This window comes from Streptomyces sp. NPDC019937, from assembly GCF_040631655.1.
GTDB lineage: Bacteria > Actinomycetota > Actinomycetes > Streptomycetales > Streptomycetaceae > Streptomyces.
The window spans coordinates 1-3550 of record NZ_JBEYAL010000108.1; the positions used below are offsets into that span (position 1 = coordinate 1).

Here is a 3550-nt window from a genome sequence, read left to right on the forward strand (position 1 = left end):
GGGCGGGTGTGTCGTCGTTCGGTATCAGCGGGACCAACGCCCACGTCATCGTTGAGGAAGCCCCCGAGACGGAGCCGGTGGCGGAGGAGCGGCCGCCGGCAGGGCCGGAGTTGCCGGTGGTTCCGTGGGTGCTGTCCGGACGTACCCCGAACGCGGTGCGGGCACAGGCCGGCCGCCTCGCGGCTCTTCTCGACGAGCGGGGGCCGCAGGATCGATCCCCGGTCGACGTGGGCTTCTCGCTGGCGACGACCCGCGCGGCCCTCGAACACCGCGCCGTGGTACTCGGCACCGACGGCGCGGCCCTGCACACCGGCACGATTCGCCTGTCCGACGGGACCGTGCTGTCCGCCGAGGCCGACGAGACCGAGGCGGCCGACCCGGACACCTTCGTGGTGACCGGAGCGGTCAGCAAGGGCCGCACGGCGTGGATGTTCACCGGGCAGGGCAGCCAGCGCATCGGCATGGGCCGGGAACTCTACGACCGGTTCCCGGCGTTCGCTGGGGCCCTGGACGAGGTGTGCGGCCACCTGAACGCCGAGCTGGAGGGCGCCGCCGGGTTCGACGTCCCACTGCGCGACGTACTGTTCGCGGCCGAGGGCTCCGCCGAGGCGGACCTGCTGGACCGTACCGGCTATGCCCAGCCCGCCCTGTTCGCGGTGCAGGTCGCGCTCGTGGAGCTGCTGCGCTCGTGGGGTATGCGGCCGGACCTGCTGTTCGGCCACTCGATCGGTGAGTTCGCCGCCGCCTACGCGGCCGGGGTGTTCGAGTCGGCCGACGCCGCGCGGCTGGTCGCCGCCCGGGCCCGTTTGATGCAGGCCCTGCCCGGCGGGGGCGCGATGGCCGCGATCCAGGCCACCGAGACCGACGTGCTGGAGATCCTGAAGGGCCTGCCCGGAGGTGACCAGGCCGCGATCGCCGCCGTCAACGGCCCCTCCGCGACCGTGATCTCCGGTGCCGAGGACATCGTGGAGCAAGCGATGGACATCGCGCGCGGCCGAGGCCGCCGCGTCTCCCGGCTGCGGGTGAGTCACGCGTTCCACTCACCCCTGATGCGGCCGATGCTCGACGAGTTCGCCCAGGTTGCCGCCGGGATCACCTACCACGATCCCCATACGCGCGCGATCAGCACGGTCACCGGCGAGCCGGTGACCGCGGAGGATTGGGCGACCCCGGAGTACTGGGTCCGCCAGGTGCACCGGCCGGTGCGCTTCCACGCCGCGCTGACGACCGCGACCGCCGAACAGGGCGCGTCCCGGCTGCTGGAGCTCGGCCCCGATCCGGTGCTCACCGGGCTGGCCCAGTCCGAGGTGGACACCGATGTGGCGGTGTCGGCGCTACGGAAGGACCGCGCCGAGCCCGAGACGTTGATGGCGGCGGTGGCTGAGCTGTTCGTACGCGGGGCCAAGGTCGATTGGGCGGCGGTGTTCGCCGGGACCGGGGCCGAGCGGGTGGATCTGCCGACGTACGCCTTCCAGCGGCAGCGGTACTGGCTGCCGGACCGAGAGCTTCCGGCGGAAGCGGCCGCGGAGTCCGGCAGAACCGAGCAGCGGTTCTGGGACCTGGTCGAGCAGGGCGATGCGGAGTCCCTGGCCGGGCAGTTGGGGGTGGGCCCGACCGCGCCGTTGGACACCGTACTGCCGGTGCTCTCGGACTGGCGGCTGCGGCACCGCGAGGAGTCGCTGCTCTCGGGCTGGCGGTACCGGGTGCAGTGGAAGCCCGTGACCGTGGCGGCGACGAACCGGCTGCGGGGCGTGTGGCTGGTGGCCGTCCCGAACCGGGCGGACGACGACTTCGCGGACCAGTGCGTGCGGACGCTGCGCATCGCCGGCGCTCGGACGACCGTCGTGCCGGTGGCCGCCGACGATACGCGCGAGTCCCTGGCCGCGAAGATCCGGGCCGAGGACACCGAGACGGTGATGGGGGTCGTGTCCTTGGCGGACTCGACCGCCACGACGTTGACCTTGGTGCAGGCGCTGGGGGATTCCGGCATCGTGGCGCGTGTGTGGTGTGTGACCCGTTCGGCGGTGTCGGTGGCTTCGGGCGAGCGGCTGCTGAATCCCGTGGGAGCTCAGTTGTGGGGCCTGGGCCGGACGGTGGCGTTGGAGCAGCCGGAGCGGTGGGGCGGTCTGGTCGATGTGCCGGAGGACGCCGACGAGGACAGCTTGACGCGGCTGGTGTCCGTGCTCGCGGCGTCCGGTGGCGAGGATCAGGTGGCCGTACGGCCATCGGGCGTGTTCGCGGCCCGGCTGGTACGGGACGGGGCCGGTGCCGGGCGGGGAGACGGCTGGGAGCCGCGCGGCACGGTGCTGGTGACCGGCGGTACGGGTGCGCTGGGCGGGCTGGTGTCCCGCTGGCTGGCTGCTCGTGGTGCTGAGCGCCTGCTGCTGGTGTCCCGTCGGGGTGCCGAGGCACCCGGCGCGGAGGAACTGCGCCGCGAGCTGGCGGACTTGGGCGCCGATGTCGCGTTCGCGGCCTGTGACGTCGGCGACCGCGAAGCCGTACGGGCGGTGCTGGACGGTATCCCGGAAGAGGCACCGCTGACCGGAATCGTTCATACTGCCGGGATCCTCGATGACGGTGTGGTGGAGGGGCTGACCCCGGAGCGGCTGGCGCGCGTGCTGGCGGCGAAGGCGGACGCGGCGCGCCATCTGCACGACCTGACGGCCGACCGTGACCTCGACGCCTTCGTCCTGTTCTCGTCCATCGCCGGTGTGGTGGGGAATGCGGGTCAGGCGGCCTACGGCGCCGCCAACGCGTATGTGGATGCTCTGGCGCAATACCGGCGCGGTCTGGGGTTGGCAGCCACGTCGGTGGCCTGGGGGCCGTGGGGCGGCGGTGGCATGGCCGCCGACGGCGTGGTGGCGGAGCACTTCCGCCGTCTGGGCGTACGCGTACTGGACCCGGATCGGGCCATCGCAGCCCTGCAGCAGGTGCTCGCTGACGGCCGGGTGTGCCAGGCCGTGGTCGACGTCGACTGGGAACGCTTCGCGGCCGCCATGACGTTCACCCGCCCCAGCGCCTTGATCGGTGATTTGCCCGAGGTGGCCGCCGCGCGTACCCCCGCCGCCGATCTCGGAGCCGGGGACGACGGCGAGCTGGCACGGCGGCTGCGCGGCCGTTCGGCGGCCGAGCAGGACCGGATGCTGCTGACACTGGTCCAGTCCCAGGTCGCCACCGTGCTCGGGCACTCCTCGTCCGCGACGATCGACCCCGGCCGGGCCTTCAAGGACCTCGGCTTCGACTCCCTCACAGCGGTCGACCTGCGCAACCGGCTGACCAACGCCACCGCCCTGCCGCTGCCCGCCACCCTGGTCTTCGACCACCCGACCCCATCCGCGCTGGCAGTGTTCCTGCGCGAACAGGTGGTGGGGGAGACGCCCGGACCGGACACCACCCTCTCGCCGCAGGCCCGCGCTCATGCGTCCGACGACGTCGAAGACCCGATCGCGATCGTCGGTATGGGCTGCCGGTTTCCCGGTGGGGTTTCTTCTCCTGAGGATTTGTGGGAGATGTTGGTTTCGGGTGGTGACGGGCTGTCGTCGTTCCCGGT

At 72.5% G+C, this 3550-nt stretch carries 1 protein-coding gene; it reads left to right on the forward strand.

All coding sequences use genetic code 11. From position 1 onward, the window contains the following. A partial coding sequence (locus ABZ562_RS41040) for an SDR family NAD(P)-dependent oxidoreductase (RefSeq protein WP_361490544.1) occupies positions 1-3550 on the forward strand: 3550 nt, incomplete at both ends.